This is a genomic window from Oenococcus sicerae, assembly GCF_004102045.2.
GTDB lineage: Bacteria > Bacillota > Bacilli > Lactobacillales > Lactobacillaceae > Oenococcus > Oenococcus sicerae.
The window spans coordinates 188,610-208,304 of sequence record NZ_CP029684.2; the positions used below are offsets into that span (position 1 = coordinate 188,610).

Genomic DNA, 19,695 nt, shown 5'->3' on the forward strand with positions numbered 1-19,695 from the left:
ATTTAAATCAGTCTAGTATTCCGATTATCCTTAGAAAGGAGGTGATCCAGCCGCAGGTTCTCCTACGGCTACCTTGTTACGACTTAATCCCAGTCATCGATTTTACCTTAGGCACCGGCCTCTAAAAGTTAGCCAAGCGACTTTGGGTACTTCCGACTCCCATGATTTGACGGGCGGTGTGTACAAGACCCGGGAACGTATTCACCGCGACATGCTGATTCGCGATTACTAGCGATTCCGCCTTCGTGGAGTCGAGTTGCAGACTCCAGTCCGAACTGAGAGAAGTTTTAAGAGATTAGCTTACCGTCGCCGGTTCGCAACTCGTTGTACTTCCCATTGTAGCACGTGTGTTGCCCAGGTCATAAGGGGCATGATGATCTGACGTCGTCCCCACCTTCCTCCGGTTTATCACCGGCAGTCTCATTAGAGTGCCCAACTAAATGCTGGCAACTAATAACAAGGGTTGCGCTCGTTGCGGGACTTAACCCAACATCTCACGACACGAGCTGACGACGACCATGCACCACCTGTATCCAATGTTCCGAAGAAAAGCTTTCATTACAAAAGCGATCATTGGTATGTCAAGACCTGGTAAGGTTTTTCGCGTATCTTCGAATTAAACCACATGCTCCACCGCTTGTGCGGGTCCCCGTCAATTCCTTTAAGTTTTAGCCTTGCGGCCGTACTCCTCAGGCGGGGTGCTTAATGCGTTAGCTACGTCACTAAGAGGCGGAAACCTCTTAACAACTAGCACCCATCGTTTACGGTATGGACTACCGGGGTATCTAATCCCGTTTGCTACCCATACTTTCGAGCCTCAACGTCAGTTACGATCTAGCAAGCCGCTTTCGCCACTGGTGTTCTTCCACATATCTACGCATTTCACCGCTACACATGGAGTTCCACTTGCCTCTATCGCACTCAAGTAAACCAGTTTCCAATGCAGTTCCGGGGTTAGGCCCCGGGATTTCACATCAGACTTAATAAACCGTCTGCGCTCGCTTTACGCCCAATAAATCCGGATAACGCTCGGGACATACGTATTACCGCGGCTGCTGGCACGTATTTAGCCATCCCTTTCTGGTAAGGTACCGTCAAGCCAGAAGCTTTCTCTGAATCTGGTTATTCTTCCCTTACAACAGTGCTTTACGACCCGAAAGCCTTCATCACACACGCGGCGTCGCTCCGTCACACTTTCGTGCATTGCGGAAAATTCCCTACTGCAGCCTCCCGTAGGAGTTTGGGCAGTGTCTCAGTCCCAATGTGGCCGGTCAGTCTCTCAACTCGGCTACGCATCATCGCCTTGGTAGGCCATTACCCTACCAACTAGCTAATACGCCGCAAGACCATCCTCTAGCGATTCAAAAGAATCTTTCAAACGACCGACATGTGTCAGACGTTGTTACGCGGTATTAGCATCTGTTTCCAAATGTTATCCCCCACTAAAGGGCAGGTTTCTTACGTGTTACTCACCAGTTCGCCACTCTAGTCATAGTTAGGCGTCACTCCGAAGAGATCAACTTAACGGCTAGCGTACGACTTGCATGTATTAGGCACGCCGCCAGCGTTCATCCTGAGCCAGGATCAAACTCTCATTTTAAAAGCTTGAACTTGGTGTTCATAATGAATTACTGACTGTTTGTTTTACCAAACGTTAAATAATTTATTGTTTTTGTATTACGAATTGACTTCGCAAATTATTGAAAATTTGTTTATAAGCACTTGCATACTTATAAATCCCTACACAATTTGTTTGTCTTTGTTCTGTTCAGTTTTCAAAGTGCTGCGTCACTTCACAAAAGCAACTTTTATATCATGCCAGAGAATCAAACGAATGTCAAGACCTTTTTTCAATTAAGAATTGAAGCAGATCTCCTATCAATTTGACTCGCAAGCTGACTTAAATATACTACAGCCAAACGAGGCGAAGGTCAATAGAAAAATGATAAAAAATCAAAGAAATATAAAAAGAAAACAAAGAAAACAAAGAAAACAAAGAAAACAAAGAAAACAAAGAAAAAGCCCGCTGCAAGGCAGCGGGCTGAGATCAAGGAGATGAACTACTTTTTAGCAGTTGATTTAGAACTGGCATTAGCCGGTGTTTGATCAAAAGACTTTTGCAATTCATCCAAAGTAGGAATTTTTTCCAAAGGTTCAATAGGTGCAGCAACAACCTCGTCTTTAATATGGCGATATGCCGCGACACCGGTTCCGGCAGGAATAACCTTACCGATAATCACATTTTCCTTTAAACCAACTAGTGGATCGTTTTTACCGCGAATAGCAGCATCCGTCAAGACACGTGTCGTCTCTTGGAATGATGCAGCTGATAAGAATGAATTTGTTTCCAAAGAAGCTTTCGTAATACCAAGCAAAACCGGACGAGATGTCGCAGCGGTATTGCCAGAGAGAATGGCTTGTGTATTAGCACGACGGAAGTCAGCAATGTCAAGTAGCTCACCGGGTAGCAGATCCGTTTGTCCAGGATCCATGACACGAACTTTACGCAACATCTGGCGAACCATAACTTCGACATGTTTATCAGCAATGCCAACACCTTGCATACGATAAACTTTTTGAACTTCAGCTAACATATAGTTTTCGGTCTTCAAAGCGCTAGAAACCTTGATCAGTTCCTTAGGATCCAAAGGCCCCTCATTAATAGCCTCAGAACGATGGATTTCATCGCCCTCCGCAACACGCAAACGAGCTGAGATCGGCAGGATATACTCACGAGTATCAGTCTCGCCTTCAATCGTGACAGTTTTAGTGCGGTCAGCTGGATTTTCTTCAACACTAGTCACTTTACCTGTCACTTCAGAAATTTCGGCACGGCCCTTAGGATTACGAGCTTCAAAAATTTCCTGCACACGCGGCAAACCTTGTGTGATATCTTCTGACAACGCAACGCCGCCAGTATGGAAAGTACGCATAGTCAATTGAGTACCGGGTTCACCAATAGACTGAGCTGCAACGGTTCCAACGGCTTCACCAACTTCAACGATGTCACCAGTCGCCATGTTGCGACCATAACATTTAACACAGACACCATGTTCAGTACGGCAAGTAAAAATCGAACGGATCGTAACAGTTAAGACACCAGCATCAATGATTTGATTAGCAATGCTTTCGTCAATCATTTCATTTTTTTGAACAATGACCTCGCCAGTCTCTGGATCAGCAACTGGTTTCATAGCATAACGACCTAAGATACGGTCATATAAAGGTTCAATGACTTCATTGCCGTCCATGATTGCAGAAACATCAAGTCCACGATCAGTACCACAATCATCTTCACGCACAATGACTTCTTGAGCAACATCCACTAGACGACGAGTCAAGTATCCAGAGTTAGCAGTCTTCAAAGCTGTATCAGTCATACCTTTACGAGCACCATGAGTCGAAATGAACATTTCCAAAACAGAAAGGCCTTCACGGAAGTTAGCCGTAACAGGAAGCTCGATAACTTTTCCGTTAGGAGCGGCCATCAAACCACGCATACCAGCAAGCTGGACGAAGTTTGAGATGTTTCCACGAGCACCAGAATCACTCATCATAAAGATCGGGTTCTTGGAGTCAAAGGAAGCAATCAGCATCTCCTTGATCTTATCTTGAGCGTCCGACCAAGTCTGTGTTACTTGTGTGTAACGCTCATCGTCAGTCAATAGACCGCGACGGAACTGTTTTGTAATGGCTGCGACTCTTTCGTGAGCAGCTTTAAGCACCTCACCTTTCTGAGGCAACTCGGTCACATCAGACATGGCAACGGTCAATCCTGAACGAGTCGAGATATCATATCCAAGATCCTTCATATCATCCAACAAAACAGAAGTTCGAGTTACTTGATAACGCGCGTAAATTTGAGCAATGATGTCGGACAGAAAACCAGACTTGAATGGACCATTCAAGGGTTCGTTTTTAAGCCATTCATGAATATCTGTTCCAGGTTCAAGGAAGAAATGGGCATCAATACCATCAAAATTCTCTGATTTCGGTTCGTTAATATATGGAAAATCAGCCGGTAAAATTTCGTTAAAGATAATTTTTCCAACCGTTGTTGCCAAAATCCTCGAACGTTGTTGATCCGTGAATGGTTTTGCCTGATCAAAACTAGAAGCAGCAATACCAATTCGCGTATGCAATGCAACTTCATGATTTTGCAAAGCCATTTTAACTTCATCAGCGGAAGAAAAGACCATTCCCTCGCCTTGAATATCGGCTTCTTCAGTCGTTAGATAGTAGTTACCGATCGTCATATCTTGTGAAGGCGCAACAATCGGTTTCCCATCTTTGGGTGCCAAAATATGCGAAGCAGCCAGCATAAGCAAGCGTGCTTCAGCTTGTGCTTCATCTGACAAAGGCACATGAATAGCCATTTGGTCACCATCGAAATCGGCGTTATAAGCAGTCGTAACTAATGGGTGCAAACGCATTGCTTTACCAGAAACAAGTACAGGTTCAAAAGCTTGGATGCCTAAACGGTGCAAAGTTGGCGCGCGGTTAAGCAGAACTGGATGCTCTTTAACAACTTCTTCTAGAACATCTTGAACAACATCTTCATGGCGCTCAACTAGACGGCGTGCCGAACGCAGGTTATTAGCGCCGCCATTTTCTGTGCCTAATTCGATCAAACGGTTGTATATGAAAGGTTTGAACAATTCAACAGCCATTTGACGAGGCAGACCCATTTGGTTCATCTTTAAGAAAGGACCAACATCAATAACAGAACGGCCTGAATAGTCAACACGTTTTCCTAACAGGTTCTGGCGGAAACGACCTTGCTTACCTTTTAGTAGGTGAGACAAAGATTTTAACGGCCGATTACCAGGACCAGAAACAGGACGTCCACGACGGCCATTATCAATCAAGGCATCAACAGCTTCTTGCAGCATACGTTTTTCGTTTTGGACAATAATGCTTGGTGCGTTCAAATCCAATAAGCGCTTCAAACGATTATTGCGGTTAATAACACGACGGTATAAATCATTCAAATCAGAAGTAGCGAAACGGCCGCCTTCAAGCTGAACCATCGGACGTAGATCAGGTGGAATAACAGGCACAACGTCCATAACCATCCATTCTGGTTTGTTGCCAGATTGTAAGAAGGCTTCAACGATATCCAAACGGCGAACCGCACGTGTACGCTTTTGTCCAGTTGCATCCTTCAAATCATTTTTTAATTCTTTAGCTTGCTTTTCAAGATCAACTTCAGCTAATAATTCCTTGATAGCTTCAGCGCCCATCTTGGCATCGAAAGCATCAGCACCGTACTGGTCTTGATATTGACGATATTCAGCTTCGGTAATCAGTTGTTTCTTTTCGAGCGATGTATTACCAGCATCAATAACCACATAGCTTGCAAAATAAATAATTTCTTCAAGAGAGCGCGGGCTCATGTCAAGAATCAAGCCCATTCGGCTTGGAATTCCTTTGAAGTACCAAATGTGTGTTACTGGAGCTGCAAGTTCGATATGGCCCATCCGTTCGCGGCGAACTTTTGAAGAAGTAACTTCAACACCACAACGATCACAAACAATTCCCTTATAACGGATTCGCTTGTATTTGCCACAAGCACATTCATAATCTTTAATTGGTCCGAAAATTCTTTCGTCAAAAAGACCATCACGTTCAGCTTTCAAAGTACGATAGTTGATCGTTTCTGGCTTTTTAACTTCGCCATAAGACCATTCACGGATCTTAGCTGGCGATGCTAGACCAATTTGCATAGATTCAAATTTGTTAACGTCTATTGCCAAGTTATTTCTCCTTTATACATTTTCTTCATCAAGATTCGCTGCTGGAATGCGAGGTGTGTCGTCATCATCCCCTTTAAACAAATCAGGTTTTTCTTTCGCGATTTGTTCTAAGGCATCAACCGTTGCGACATTATCATCCTCATCCATTTGAGCCATTTTGACTTCTTGACCTTTACCATCGAGAACTTTCATGTCCAAACCAAGAGCCTGCAACTCCTTCACAAGAACACGGAAAGATTCAGGAACACCTGGTTTTGGAATTGCTTGTCCTTTGACGATTGACTCAAAGACTTTATTGCGGCCACGAACATCATCAGACTTATAGGTCAAAATTTCCTGCAAAGTGTAGGCGGCACCATAGGCTTCAAGTGCCCAGACCTCCATTTCACCAAAACGTTGACCACCAAACTGAGCTTTACCGCCTAAAGGCTGTTGCGTAACGAGCGAGTAAGGTCCGATGGAACGAGCATGAATCTTGTCATCGACCATGTGGGCCAGTTTCATATAATGCATGACACCGACAGAAATCCGATTGTCAAAAGCCTCACCAGTTTGGCCATCATACAAAACAGTCTTGCCATCTTCATTTAAGCCGGCTTCTTTCAATGCATCGGTAATTTCATCATCAGAGGCACCATCGAAAACAGGTGTCATCACTTTAATACCAAGCTTTTTAGCAGCCATGCCTAAGTGGAGTTCCAAAATTTGTCCGATATTCATACGAGATGGCACGCCCATTGGTGAAAGCAAAATATCAATTGGTGTACCGTCTGGCATAAATGGCATGTCTTCTTCGGGAACGGTAATTGAAACAGTTCCCTTATTTCCATGACGGCCGGCCATTTTATCACCCACTTGAATCTTACGTTTTTGGGCAATAAAGACACGAACCATCATGTTGACGCCTGGTGCTAATTCATCGCCGTTTTCACGTGTGAATATTTCAACATCTTGGACAATTCCACCACCGCCATGGGGAACACGCAAAGAAGTATCACGAACTTCACGTGCTTTTTCACCGAAAATAGCATGCAGCAAACGTTCTTCGGCTGATAATTCAGTCACACCTTTGGGTGTGATTTTGCCAACCAGAATGTCGCCGTCTTCAACCTCGGCACCAATTCGGATAATGCCAGAATCATCAAGATCCTTTAATTGATCCTCACCAACGTTTGGAATTTCACGAGTGATCTCTTCGGGTCCGAGCTTTGTATCGCGCGCTTCTGATTCATGTTCTTCAATATGAATAGAAGTATAAACATCATCACGGACGAGACGTTCATTTAAGATAATCGCATCTTCAAAGTTATAGCCATGCCAAGTCATAAAGGCTACGATCGGGTTTTGGCCCAAAGCAAGTTCGCCGTTTTCCATAGCAGGACCATCAGCGAGCACTTCACCCTTATCAATTTTTTCGCCAACTTTAACAATTGGCGTCTGGTTATAATTTTTGCCGCCATTGGAACGCTGGAATTTCATCAAAGGATATTCATGTAAAGTGCCATCTTCTTCGCGCACTTTAATTGTTCGACCATCAACGTACTCAATCGTCCCTTTGTCTTCAGCAACCTGGGCTAAACCAGAGTCAACAGCAGCACGATATTCGATACCTGTGCCGACAATCGGAGAATGCGGTGCTACCAAAGGTACGGCTTGACGCTGCATGTTAGCACCCATTAGTGCACGGTTAGAATCATCGTTTTCAAGAAATGGGATCGCAGCTGTCGAAACGGCCACAACCTGTTTAGGAGAAACGTCCATATAATCAACATCTTCAATTGGTGTTTCAATGTTATTGTCGCCGTGACGAGCAGTAACAGTTGCGTTAACGAAGGAACCATCATCAGCTAGTGGCGAGTTTGCCTGCGCGATCGTGTAATTATCCTCAACATCAGCCGTCAGATAATCAATTTTATCTGTGACTTTATGTGTATCCCAATCAACACGACGGTATGGTGTTTCAATAAAACCATATTCATTGATACGGCCATATACAGCTAAAGAAGTAATCAAACCAATGTTTGGGCCTTCAGGAGTCTCGATTGGGTCGATACGACCATAGTGAGAGTAGTGGACATCACGAACTTCATATCCAGCACGGTCACGAGTTAATCCACCAGGTCCCAAGGCTGACAAACGACGCTTATGGTTCAATTCACCAAGCGGATTCGTCTGGTCCATGAATTGTGAAAGTTGCGAGGAACCAAAGAATTCCTTGACAGCTGCAACAACTGGACGAATATTAATCAATTGTTGAGGTGTAACCGTGTCTGAATCTTGAATAGACATTCTTTCACGAACAACACGTTCCATTCTCGTTAAACCAATACGGAACTGGTTTTCTAATAATTCACCCACTGAACGAATGCGACGATTGCCTAAATGATCGATGTCGTCCGTTGCGCCAACACCTTCTTGCAAGTTAAAGAAATAATTCATGCCAGCTAAAATATCAGCAGGCAGAATATAATGAATCGACTCATCAATATGACCGTTGCCAATCAGTTTGATAACTTTGGTTGGGTCAACTTGACTATAAATTTTAATAACTTGAATCTTGATCGAATCAGGCAAAACACCTTCTTCATCGGGCTGAAGATTAACAATATGAAAATCATCTCGTTCCAATAACGGTGAAAGGATTTTCATGACTTTTTTGTCGATTTTTGTATTTTTAGCGACAACGATTTCGCCGTCAGCGTTCAAAATATCTTCAGCCAGCGTCTCACCAAACAAGCGTGAGTTCAAAGTCAATTTTTTATTCACTTTATAGCGGCCAACATTGCCAAGATCATAACGCTTTGGATCAAAGAAACGAGCTGCCAGTAACGAACGAGATGAATCGATCGTCTTTGGTTCGCCAGGACGCAAACGCTCGTAAATATCTTCCAACGCCTCGCCAACACGTGACATCGAAGGATCTTTATGAACATCTTTTTCAATTGACAAATTCAACGAATCAACATCATCGCCAAAAATGTCTTGGATCTCTGAATCAGAGCCAAAACCAAAAGAACGGATCAATTCAGTAATTGGTAGTTTACGAGTACGATCAATACGGATATTCGCAACACCTTTAGCGTCAGTATCCAATTCTAGCCAAGCGCCGCGATTTGGAATCACAGTCGTACCGAAAACAGTTTTGCCGCTCTTATCGGTGTCATCATTGTAATAAATACCTGGTGAGCGAACTAGCTGTGAAACAACGACACGTTCAGCACCGTTGATCACAAATGATCCGTATTCCGTCATTAATGGAAATTCACCAAAATAGACATCCTGCGATTTGATCTCACCGGTCTCTTTATTAGTCAGTCGAAGTGTCACATGCAACGGGGCTGCATAATTGACACCTTGCTCACGAGATTCTTTCAATGAATATTTCGGTTCTCCCAAAGAGTAATCAACATATTCCAAAGACAGTTTGCCGGCAAAGTCTTCGATCGGCATAATGTCATTGAACATTTCTTTGATGCCTTTATCCATGAACCACTTATATGAAGCAGTCTGAACTTCGGTCAATGGTGGGATGTCAAGCACTTCTTTAGCAGAAGAGTAACTGCGCCGAGTAACATGCTTATTTATCTTCACGTTATGTGCAACCAATGTAATTCCTCCAATTTTTCGTTTGGTCAGTCAATTCCTGTTCGTTTCAAACAATGCGAGTTTCAATTCAACATTATTGTGATTATATGAACATAAAAAAACGCTGAAACCTTTCGGATCCGCGTTTTTGAAGTGACTACAGGACAATATTTCCGCAATCACATTTTAAAAAAGACCTCACTGTGTAAATATTATACACAGGAGGTCAATTAAAATCAACTAAATTAGTTAGCTTTGTTAACGTTAACCGCTTGTGGTCCACGTTGACCGTCTTCTACTTCAAAAGTAACCTTTTGGCCTTCATCAAGAGACTTGAAGCCATCAGTCTGGATAGCTGAGAAATGTACGAAAACATCTCCACCGTTATCGCGAGTGATAAAACCATAGCCTTTATCGGCATTAAACCATTTAACTGTACCTGTTTCCATGAAAAAATTCTTTCTGCACTAAGTGCGTCGTATCCTATTTTGTAAATAATTGGCGCAGAGCTTTGAAAAATTTGATTCTTGGAACCTTACCGATTAATACTATTCAAGTATAACAGAATCACCAGGCAAAAACCGCATAAAATAATTCCTTTTTTTCTTTTATGCATTAAATTTTAAGGATTTTTTGTGCTTTGGCTCAACGAAGCAGAACTATCAGTAGCGCTGCTAACAGTGGCAGCTGAACTAGAGGCAGCTGCAGATTGAGCGGCTGCCTCGTTAGCAGTCTGTACAGCGGCTGCGGACTCAGAATCAGCTGCTGCCTGAGCAGTTGATGCAGCTGAACTAGCGGCTGCTGCCTGAGATTTGGCAGCAGCTATTGAAGCAGCTTTGGACGATGCAGTTATTTTGTCATTAATCTTCTTATCATTTGGTGTCGCCGTGATCGATAAAAGAATTCGGATGGCAGCGGACTGAATCTTTGCGGCCTGTTCCTTTTGACCTGACTTCTCCGCTGTTTGTGCAGCTGCCAGCAGCCTTAAGGCCCCTTTATTTTTAATATTTTCAGGATGAGCAATAATTTGTTGCAGCTTTACTAACTGCTGGCTTGTCAACTGCAACCACTGATCATTGGGAATTTGAAAACTAATGTGTTTACTAGTGATTTTTTTATCTAATTTTCCAACAGCAAAAAATAGTTTAGATAAGTGATTTGTATACTGCCAGCTGACAGTTCTCACCAATTTGTAAGCTTTATTGCCAGAAATTTGAGTCATCGACAGATCCGTGGCCATTGATGGTACGGCAGATGTCGTTTTAGCAGCGGCAGGCTTGGATTTGTAAACATAAATAACCAAATCATTGCCCAGCTTCTTACTCGTTGCCGTTGTTAAAATGCCAGTCGCCAATTTATTGTCTGCAACAGAGTAGATTTGGGTTTTTCTGATAGTGATTTTTCTTTGCATACCAAAATGCTGATTCATATTTAGCGTCATTAAAAACAAGCTGGCAAATAACCCTAAGCTGAATAAAAGACCAAAAAACCATCGCAATAAACGATTCTTGATCAGCATCCAGCTAACAAAGGCTAAAATCGCTAATAAGGCTACCAAAACAATAATCATGATCAGATGCCTTCCTTGTTTTCAAGTAGATCATCACTTTGATTAATGACTTTACCAGCGTGCAGGAAACTAGCTACGATCAAGCCAAGCAAAGCAAGCAGCAGCGTAATTGCAAAAGATACGTGAAAACCACTCAGCATTGCATCTAATGTTTTTCTGCTATATTCAAAAATATTTGCTGTTTTCAAAGAAGCTGCCGGTCCTTGTGTGTTGGCAATATTCTGTGTCACAGAAGAAAGCAGTGAAACAATAATCGCAGAAGCGATCTGACGCGAAGTATTATTGGCTGCGGTGCCATCAGCTGCCTTATCTTGAGGCAAGGCAGACATAGCCGAAGCAGTTAAGGGCATCATGACCATTGCAATACCAAACATTCTCAGGCTGTAAAAGACCGTGATAAAGTCCGTAGGTGTTGTTAGACCAATAAATAAAAACGGCAGCGTCGCCATGGTCAAAATCATAAAACCGACTCTGGCTAAACGCTTTGCACCAGCACGATCATAGATAGCACCAGAAATCGGTGACATCAGCCCCATGATCAAAGCACCCGGCAAAAGTGTCAAACCCGAAGATAAGGGCGACAGACCGCGAACCTCTTGCAGATAAGTCGGAATCATCATCTCAATGCCCATTAAAACCATCATGGATAACGAAGTTAATAAGGTCGTAATCGAGAACTGTTTAATTTTAAAGACACGAACATCCAAAAAGGGCTTGTTCATTTCCAATTGGTGCCATATAAAAGTGATGATAAAAAAGATTCCTACCACACCGGGCAAAACAACGTGCGGTAGATCAAACCAGCCGTCGTAATGCGAATTTGCAACATTAGTCAGGCCCAACAAAAATAGACCAAAACCCAATGTTGACTGAACCAGCGAACGCCAATCCAGCTTGATATTTTCATTAGGAATAACATCATGCAAAATAAAAAAACTAAGAATAAAATCAATTCCGATCACAAACATAGGCAATAAGAAAATTGAACGCCAGGAATTCGTTAACGTAAAACCAAAAAAGCTATGATCTGAATTCAAAATCCAGCCAGATAAGGTTGGCCCGATCGCCGGTGCCATACCAATAACCAAACCGCCAAGACCCATTGCTGCGCCACGTTTCTCAGCTGGAAAAATATAAACGATCACAACCTGCATCAAAGGCATCGTAATGCCCACAGCAATCGCTTGAATCACTCGACCGATCAAAAATAAATGCCAATTTGTGGTCGGTGCGCTATAAGAAATATACTGACCAATCAAAAGCAAGGCAAACGCGGCAATGTACAACCATTTCGTTGGAAATTTAGTTGAAAGATAAGCCGAAACCGGAATCATGATGCCGTTTGCCATCAAAAACCAAGTCGTGGCTTCTTGTGCTGTGGCTAAATCAATATGAAAATCAGTCATTAACGTCGGCAGTGCTGTACCCAAAGATGTACCCATCAGCATGCCAGCAAAGGTTGCAATCAAAATGACGCAGACAAATAACGAACGATTATATTTTTTTCCATGTATATCAACTGCTCTTAACGCCATTTATCCCCCAGAAAAATAAAACATGAACTAAAAAGCAATTATAGATGATTATTTGTCTTAAACCAAATTAATCATATCAGCAGCAACTAGCTAAGAACTTTGAAAAACACCGGTTGAAAACTGAGAATTATATAAGTCAGCATAAAAGCCTTTGGCTTGAAGCAATTGCTCATGTGTACCAGTTTCAACAATGGCGCCATGATTCATCACAACGATATTATCCGCATTTTGAATCGTCGAAAGCCTATGCGCAACAACAAAACTAGTTCTTGAACGCTGCAGATTTTCCATTGCATTTTGGATCAAAGTTTCTGTGCGCGTATCAACCGAACTAGTCGCTTCATCCAGAATCAATATTTCCGGATCAGCTAAAAATGCACGCGCAATCGTTAATAATTGCCGTTGTCCTTGAGAAATGTTTGAAGCTGATTCGTTTAGAATAGTTTCATAACCGGCCGATAATTGACGAATAAAGCCATCAGCATAAGCTTCTTTGGCTGCAGCGACAACTTGATCATCACTAGCAAATTCGTTACCATATTTGATATTCTCAAAAATTGTGCCTGTAAAAAGCCATGTTTCCTGTAAAACCATGGCAAAATGCGATCGGATCTTTTCGCGTTTGACCGTTCGCGTATCAATTCCCTTGTATTTGATTGAGCCGCCATCTATATCATAAAAACGTTCTAGCAGATTAATGATCGTCGTCTTACCTGCGCCAGTTGGCCCAACGATCGCGACTGTTTGACCGCGGCTGACCTTTAATGAATAATCCTTGATCAGCAAATCATCATCATACCCGAAGCGAACATGATCAAGACTTAGAAGCACTTTACTATCTTGGACTCGTTTCGGCAAATTTGGAAAATCATCCGTCATCTCTTTTTCATCCAGCACTTCGAAAATTCTTTCAGCACTTGCAATAGTGGACTGAATCGTATTACTCAAATTCGCAATTTGCGTGATCGGCTGTGCAAACTGATTTGTGTATTGCAAAAAAGCTTGAATATCACCTAATGATAGTTGACCATTTGCGACTTGGATACCTCCAAAAACAGCAATTAATAGATAATCTAAGTTATTCAAAAATTGCATGGCTGGAAAAATCAAAACAGAGATAAATTGTGCTTTCCAAGCAGATCCGTAATAATTTCGACTCTGATCTTCAAACTGGTCGATAACCGTATCTTCATGATCAAAAATCTTGATGATCTCGTGACCAGCAAATGTTTCTTCAACTTGGCTATTCATAGTCCCCAAGACCGCCTGCTGTTTGGCAAATAATCTTTGCGCGTGCGGCGCAATAAAACGAACAACCAAAATGCTGATCGGCACCGTAATAAAAGCCAAAAGCGATAACTGCCAACTAATCGTTAACATAAAGAAAATAACACCAACAAAAGTCAGAGCTGAAGTGACAATCTGAATCAGAGCCTGCTGCAATGTCCCGGAAATATTGTCCATATCATTGACGACTCGGCTCATAATATCGCCGTTTTGATGCTGATCATAATATTTGATTGGCAAGTGCTGCATTTTAGCCTTGAATTCTGAGCGTAGGCGGAAAACAGTTTTCTGAGAAATTTTCGTCATGATAATCTGTTGACAAAAACTCATAAAAGCAGAAACAACATAAATAACAGAAACTAGCAGCAGGATGTTGACAATCGCGTGATAATTAATTTGATATTGACCAGACTTCAGTCCAGCGAGTACTCCTTTGAAAATAATTGTCGTGGCATTACCTAAAATTTTTGGTGCTGCAACAGACAAAATCACAGAGCCTGCCGCCAATAGAAGCGAAAAAATAACGCCTAGTTGATTCCGACCGAGATATTTGAACAGTCTAATTGTCGTTCCCCAAAAATTATGAGCATGTTCAACCTGCCGTGCCATTGGTCTTGGTCCATTACCCGAACCAGTCATTCTGGAAGCTGGATTACGCATAGGCTTGCCCTTTGATCTGTGTTAACGAATCCTTTTTGTGCAACTGAGAGTTCACTATTTCCTTGTAAACTGCGCTGCGCTGCATAAGTTCGGCATGCTTACCAATAGCGGAAATTCGGCCAGATTCCAGTACGAGGATCTGATCAGCATCAGCAACGGTCGAGACACGCTGTGCCACAATGATTTTGATTGCTTTTTGAATTTGTTTGTCCTTAGCCAAAGCTTTACGCAGATTCGCATCAGTTTTGAAATCCAGAGCTGAAAAAGTATCGTCAAAAATGTATATATCAGCCTGCTTAACAACGGCTCGTGCAATCGATAGACGCTGGATCTGGCCGCCAGAAAAGTTATGGCCTCCTTGCTCCACTGGTGCATCTAGACCGCCCTGTTCTTCCACAAAATGACTAGCTTGAGCAATATCTAAAGCCTTCATCATCTGCTGGTCGCTGGCATTGGGATCGCCATATTTTAAATTGCTCCTAACGGTTCCTTGAAAAAGAAAAGATTGCTGGCTTGTAAATGATATCCGGCGATGTAAATCGCTCTGCAGAAAATCGCGAATATCAATACCATTCAGCAAAACCTGTCCAGCGCTAGTATCGAATAGGCGTGGAATGAAGTTGATTAGGCTTGTTTTACCAGAGCCTGTACCACCGATGATAGCCAACGTTTGTCCAGCATGAATTTGAAAACTAATATCTTCTAATACTTTTTTGCTGGAATCAGAGTATGAAAAATCAACATGAGCAAAACTTAAATCGATAATTTTTTGTAAGACCCGAGGATTTTTTGGATCATTGATCGTATCTTTGACGTCCAAAACTTCTTGGATCCGTTGAGCTGAGGCTTGGGCACGCGGCACAACGACAAAAATCATGGACAATTGCATGAAGGCAAACAGCATCTGGGTCGCATATGTAATAAAAGATAGCAAATTGCCAACCGGCATCATATTACCAGCAATTAAATGAGCACCAAACCAAACAATTGCAATATTTGAAGCACTGATAATGAGCGTCATAGCAGGACTCATCAAACTTGTGGTGACATATGCACTGATCGCATTACCTGTTAAGTTTGAATTAGCAGTCTTGAAACGTTTCTGCTCAAAATCATCTTGATTAAAGGCGCGAATAACACGAACACCCGTTAATCCTTCGCGAAAGACTAAATTGATCTGGTCGGTGAGCGCTTGTATCTTGCGGAATAGTGGTACTGATTTTTTCATAATCAAAACTACCAGCAGAGCCAATACTGGCATAGTCGCTAAGAAAACCAATGTCAGACGCGGGCTTTTAAAATAAGCCATGATACTCGCACCGAACAGCATCATTGGTGACCTGACCATCATGCGAAGCATAGAATAAGTGGCATTTTGCATTTGCACAACATCATTAGTCGTTCTCGTAATTAAAGATGCCTGCCCCAGCTTTTCAAAATCACCATTCGCCATTCTCGTGATCTTACGAAACATAAAGCTACGCAGTTTAACTCCTAGTTTTTGAGAAGAAGTCGCTGCCAGTAATTGATTGCAAACAGCGCCGACAATACCTAGCAAGCTAATAACCAGCATAGCAAAGCCGGTATGCCAAATATAGGGAATATCATGTTTAACAATTCCGATATTAACAATATCAGCCGTGATTGTCGGTAAAAGCAAATCAGCAGCCACTTGAAAAAACAGGCAAAAAAAAGCTAAACCAACGACCAATTTATTTAGATTTCGATACGCTAATTTGAACATAGACTATAAATGCTATCTTACGCCTGTTCAAAAATAAAATTCAAATCACATTGTCAGGTAAATTGAAAAATACATCAGGGCAGTTCCAAGTAAGACAAACAAATGCCACCAAACGTGATTCCACCAAATTTTCATATTCATATAAAAAAAAGTACCAGCCGAATAAGCGATGCCGCCCCAAAATAATAACCATAAAGCAATGCTAGGGACACTATTTCGAATAATTGGAAATAGCAGAACGATCAACCATCCCATAGCAAGATAAATGAGAACAGAAATCCAGCGATGCCTACCGATGAAAATAAAATCATACACGATGCCGCAAATAGCCAAAAGCAAATTAATGACCCATAGCCATATCGCGATTGGATTTTTAATAAAAACCCAGCAAAACGGGGTATAGGTGGCCAAAATTATCAAGAAAATACCAATATGATCAAAATGCTGGAAAACCCAAGCTGCTCTAGTAAAGATAAAAGCATGAAAAAGAGTTGAATTTAAAAGAAAAATAATCAAACAAACTGAATAAATAATCAGTGCGGTCAAATCAATTGCTGACGTGTAGCCCGTATTGACGGCCCGAATAAAAAGAAAAACAATGCCGACAATCGCTGCAACAAAACCAACGCCATGAGTAATCGAATTGAAGATCTCTTCAACGAGACCAAAAGTTTTTACCTGATGCTTTTTCATATCCATTAGTACAGTCTAACCTATAAAAAAATCCGACTGAATCGGATTTACGAAATTAATAAATATCATCATCAGAAAGTGCATCGTCAGATCCACTAGACTTAGGATTATAGTTCGGATCCGAAAAAGGATCGCTAGCTGAATCATCGATCGGAACAGCTTTCCCTGGGTCAGTATCAGCAGCAGGATCCGCTTTCTCTCCAATACCATAAGCATCACGAACAGCTTTGAAAATGACGTCGTGTTCTTTTTTATGAGCAGGGTCTTCTAACCAAGTGACTGCATTAACACGTCCCTGTCCAATTTTCTCACCCTTGTAAGCATACCAAGCACCAGACTTGTCGACGATGTCTTTATCAACAGCTAAATCAATTAATTCACCAGTTTGACTGATACCTTTACCATACATAATATCTACTTCAGCGACCCTAAACGGCGGTGCAACCTTGTTTTTAACCACTTTGATTTTTGTATTATTACCAACGATCACCGTGCCATCTTTAATTTGTGTAGAGCGGCGAACCTCCAGACGAACCGTTGAATAAAATTTTAATGCACGACCACCAGGAGTTGTCTCCGGATTGCCAAACATCACACCAATCTTTTCACGAATTTGATTAATGAAAATCGCAATGGTGCCTGTTCGATTCAAGGTACCTGCTAATTTACGAAGCGCTTGGCTCATCAAGCGTGCCTGTAAACCAACATGTGTATCGCCCATTTCACCTTCGATTTCAGCACGAGGAACCAACGCGGCAACTGAGTCTATTACCAGCATGTCAATGGCACCAGAATTTACCAGATCATCAGCAATTTCCAAACCTTGCTCACCAGTATCCGGTTGGCTCAACAATAAATCATCAACGTTAACGCCAAGCGCTTCTGCATATTTAGCATCTAAAGAGTTTTCAGCATCAATATAAGCAGCTGTACCACCCTGTTTTTGAACTTCAGCAACTGCATGCAAAGCCACAGTCGTTTTACCAGAGGATTCTGGGCCAAAAACTTCAATGATTCGACCCTTCGGATAGCCTCCGACACCAAGAGCAATATCAAGTTTTAAAGAACCAGTTGAGATAACTTCAACATTTGTGTGAACATTCTCACCCAAACGCATGATCGACCCTTTGCCAAAATCCTTTTCAATTTTCTTAAGTGCTGCATCAAGAGCAGCTTTTCTACCACTAGCCATAAAACCTCACCAATCTATTATGCTACGAAAATCAAATTAATACGAACGCTTGTTCGTATTTTAAATTAACTTAACTTTCTAAATATTTATACGATTTTTAATTGACTTTTCGGAAAACTACATACCATCGGAAAAAACTGAACGATTTTGAACAAAATAATCAATTCCTGAATACAAAGTAAAAATGACAGCCAGATAAATGAGAATCTGACCAATCGGCCAAGAACTGCCGAAATTACTGCAATATAGAAAAATGACTGCAAACATTTGAGTGAACGTTTTGATCTTGCCCGGCATCTGAGCGGCGAAAACCGTGCCATTATTTTCAACGATCAGAGTTCTAAGCCCTGTAATTGCAAGTTCTCTGATAACAATGATAACAGTCATCCAAGCCGGCACAACTTGATACTGTGTCAAAAAAATCAAGGCCGTCATCACTAAAAGTTTGTCAGCTAAAGGGTCAGCAAATTTGCCAAAATTAGTCACCAAATGATGTGCTCGGGCAATTTTGCCATCTAGCAGATCAGTCAATGAAGCTACTGCGAAAATGATAGCGGCAATGATCCAGCTAGTCGGGTGACCAAAAGTTCGACTCCAGTTGATGGGCAAAGCTAGTACCAGAATAAAAACTGGAATCAAAAAAATTCTAAAAGTTGTTAATTTATTAGGTAAATTCATTGTGCCGTTTTCTCTCTTTTGATAATTATATTCGTAATTTGAACAGATGAGCCAGACATAAATTGAGTATCCTTGCCGTCAAACAAAATCTTTGTATTATAAGGATTACCAATATGGATCGTGACTTGCTGTTGGTCTTTGGTCAAAGTCGTATCCTGCTCGCCACCAGCCGGAATCGTGCTAGAAAACTGCAATGTGCCATCCACGTTAATCGTTGTCCATGATGCATTGCTGGCCTCAATTTGAATCGTGTGATCCGTTGTATCGTAAAAAGTCATTGTTGATGTATTGCTTTGGAATTGTGGTTTCGATAGAGACTGAGTATCGGCCGAACTTGAAGACGACGAACTACTGCTAGTGGACTTTTTTTCAGCAGCGCTTTTCTTAGATTTTGCAACTTTAGTCGAACTAGAACTGACCTGTGACTGCGATACTGAGCTTGGATGAACTTTGCCGATGATCACCCATAAACCAAAAGCCAGTACAACCAAGCCAATGATCCAAGCAAAAACACGAAATTTATTCCAAAAACGCCGCGACATCGGCATCGTTAAATTCATGCCAGCCCTAGGAATACGATCAGCGCCGACTCGAACTGAATTCTTTGACAACTTTTTGTTCTCGGATTCATTATTTTGCGTGTCATCCTGCCAATCGGAGTTTGCATGCATTTCACCAGAAAAAAGAGAATCCGGATCGCTAGGCTGTCGCTGACTATATTCATCAGTGGCTGCAGATGAATCATTGGATGCGTTTTCTGGATTATCCAGGATCGTGTTCGGATCTAGAGAAACCGTATTCGCATACTGTCTGATAAAAGCCTTAACGTAAAAAGGACCGGGCAATTTTCCAATCTGGCCAGTTTCTATCGCTTGCAGATAACGAACCTGAATCTTCGTCGATGAAGAAATATCTTCGAGAGTCAGGCCATGGTTTTCTCGTGCATCCTGTAGACGTTTTCCAATTACTTGATAATCAGTATCCATTCATAAGAA

The 19,695-nt window shown here is 41.9% G+C and carries 11 protein-coding genes and 1 rRNA gene; all 12 read right to left on the bottom strand.

Features of this window, described 5'->3' with window-relative positions:
• Window positions 1-34: 34 nt before the first annotated feature.
• Window positions 35-1,600, bottom strand: a 16S ribosomal RNA gene (locus tag DLJ48_RS01030).
• Between the two features lie 460 nt (window positions 1,601-2,060).
• The gene (rpoC, locus tag DLJ48_RS01035) at window positions 2,061-5,756 is read right to left on the bottom strand and encodes a DNA-directed RNA polymerase subunit beta' (RefSeq protein WP_128685115.1); all 3,696 of its coding nucleotides are present in this window, start codon (window positions 5,754-5,756) and stop codon (window positions 2,061-2,063) included.
• A 12-nt stretch (window positions 5,757-5,768) separates the two neighbouring features.
• Window positions 5,769-9,362, bottom strand: a complete 3,594-nt coding sequence (rpoB, locus tag DLJ48_RS01040) for a DNA-directed RNA polymerase subunit beta (protein WP_128685117.1) — start codon at window positions 9,360-9,362, stop codon at window positions 5,769-5,771.
• 224 nt (window positions 9,363-9,586) lie between these two features.
• Window positions 9,587-9,790 (bottom strand): cold-shock protein, encoded by a 204-nt coding sequence (locus DLJ48_RS01045; protein WP_002816803.1) that lies wholly within the window; start codon window positions 9,788-9,790, stop codon window positions 9,587-9,589.
• A 173-nt stretch (window positions 9,791-9,963) separates the two neighbouring features.
• Window positions 9,964-10,911: a DUF4811 domain-containing protein gene (locus DLJ48_RS01050; protein ID WP_128685119.1), complete on the bottom strand. Its 948-nt coding sequence runs from the start codon at window positions 10,909-10,911 to the stop codon at window positions 9,964-9,966.
• Window positions 10,912-10,913: 2 nt separating this feature from the next.
• Window positions 10,914-12,446 carry an MDR family MFS transporter gene (locus tag DLJ48_RS01055; RefSeq protein ID WP_128685121.1) on the bottom strand — a complete coding sequence of 511 codons (1,533 nt, stop codon included), beginning with the start codon at window positions 12,444-12,446 and terminating at the stop codon, window positions 10,914-10,916.
• A gap of 90 nt (window positions 12,447-12,536) precedes the next feature.
• Window positions 12,537-14,393 (bottom strand): ABC transporter ATP-binding protein, encoded by a 1,857-nt coding sequence (locus DLJ48_RS01060; RefSeq protein WP_128685123.1) that lies wholly within the window; start codon window positions 14,391-14,393, stop codon window positions 12,537-12,539.
• A complete protein-coding gene (locus DLJ48_RS01065; RefSeq protein WP_128685125.1) occupies window positions 14,386-16,137 on the bottom strand; it encodes an ABC transporter ATP-binding protein in 1,752 nt (583 codons plus the stop codon). Before DLJ48_RS01065 ends, DLJ48_RS01060 begins: the two co-directional genes overlap by 8 nt.
• 45 nt (window positions 16,138-16,182) lie before the next feature.
• Entirely contained in the window at window positions 16,183-16,836 is a 654-nt protein-coding gene (gene trhA, locus DLJ48_RS01070; RefSeq protein WP_128685127.1) for a PAQR family membrane homeostasis protein TrhA, read from the bottom strand.
• 49 nt (window positions 16,837-16,885) lie between these two features.
• Entirely contained in the window at window positions 16,886-18,022 is a 1,137-nt protein-coding gene (gene recA / locus DLJ48_RS01075; protein ID WP_128685129.1) for a recombinase RecA, read from the bottom strand.
• Between the two features lie 117 nt (window positions 18,023-18,139).
• Window positions 18,140-18,700, bottom strand: a complete 561-nt coding sequence (gene pgsA, locus DLJ48_RS01080) for a CDP-diacylglycerol--glycerol-3-phosphate 3-phosphatidyltransferase (protein WP_128685131.1) — start codon at window positions 18,698-18,700, stop codon at window positions 18,140-18,142.
• Complete coding sequence (locus DLJ48_RS01085; RefSeq protein ID WP_128685133.1) at window positions 18,697-19,686, bottom strand: helix-turn-helix domain-containing protein; 990 nt, start codon at window positions 19,684-19,686, stop codon at window positions 18,697-18,699. The genes pgsA and DLJ48_RS01085 overlap by 4 nt, the downstream gene beginning before the upstream one ends.
• Window positions 19,687-19,695: the final 9 nt, after the last annotated feature.

Bases quoted from the DNA above. Each gene is read 5' to 3' on its own strand.
- DLJ48_RS01045 (WP_002816803.1), bottom strand. From the start codon at position 9,790: ATGGAAACAGGTACAGTTAAATGGTTTAATGCCGATAAAGGCTATGGT.
- DLJ48_RS01050 (WP_128685119.1), bottom strand. From the start codon at position 10,911: ATGATTATTGTTTTGGTAGCCTTATTAGCGATTTTAGCCTTTGTTAGC.
- DLJ48_RS01055 (WP_128685121.1), bottom strand. From the start codon at position 12,446: ATGGCGTTAAGAGCAGTTGATATACATGGAAAAAAATATAATCGTTCG.
- DLJ48_RS01060 (WP_128685123.1), bottom strand. From the start codon at position 14,393: ATGCGTAATCCAGCTTCCAGAATGACTGGTTCGGGTAATGGACCAAGA.
- DLJ48_RS01065 (WP_128685125.1), bottom strand. From the start codon at position 16,137: ATGTTCAAATTAGCGTATCGAAATCTAAATAAATTGGTCGTTGGTTTA.
- trhA (WP_128685127.1), bottom strand. From the start codon at position 16,836: ATGGATATGAAAAAGCATCAGGTAAAAACTTTTGGTCTCGTTGAAGAG.
- recA (WP_128685129.1), bottom strand. From the start codon at position 18,022: ATGGCTAGTGGTAGAAAAGCTGCTCTTGATGCAGCACTTAAGAAAATT.
- pgsA (WP_128685131.1), bottom strand. From the start codon at position 18,700: ATGAATTTACCTAATAAATTAACAACTTTTAGAATTTTTTTGATTCCA.
- DLJ48_RS01085 (WP_128685133.1), bottom strand. From the start codon at position 19,686: ATGGATACTGATTATCAAGTAATTGGAAAACGTCTACAGGATGCACGA.